Source organism: Pandoraea sp. PE-S2R-1 (assembly GCF_002179865.1).
In the GTDB taxonomy this organism is placed as follows: Bacteria; Pseudomonadota; Gammaproteobacteria; order Burkholderiales; family Burkholderiaceae; genus Pandoraea.
Genome location: NZ_NGUR01000047.1, coordinates 1 through 418 on the forward strand (window position 1 = coordinate 1; position 418 = coordinate 418).

Annotated in this window: 1 protein-coding gene; it reads left to right on the forward strand. The window is 64.1% G+C overall.

Annotated features, from left to right (window positions below; genetic code table 11):
• Positions 1-418, forward strand: a 418-nt coding sequence (locus CDV44_RS26970) for a transporter (RefSeq protein WP_141118824.1), incomplete at both ends; no start/stop codon positions are given.

A 418-nucleotide genomic window follows, 5' to 3' on the forward strand; every position in this document is an offset into this window, starting at 1 on the left:
ATGGACGACGCTGCAGACCTCGCGCCAGCAGCAGTGGAGCAGCACGCTGACTTACGGCGTGCTGCCGAACCTCGACGTCGCGATCCAGGCGCCATACCAACGTATGCGCCCCGACGGCAACGGCTGGACCAACGGCTTCGGCGATCTTCAGTTGCAAGCCAAATGGCGTTTTCTCGAAGGCGAGCAATGGAGCCTCGGCCTGAAGCCGTTCGTCACGTTGCCGACGGCCAGTCAGGAACGCGGCCTCGGCAACGGCCGCGCGACGACCGGCGCGAACCTGCTGATGCAATACACCCTCGATGAGCGTTGGACGTTCCTCGCCAACGCGGGCTACACGTGGAACAACAACGGCACCGGCAATCGGCAGAGCCTGTGGAACGCCTCCACGGCCGTGCTTTTCAGCGCGACGGACAAACTG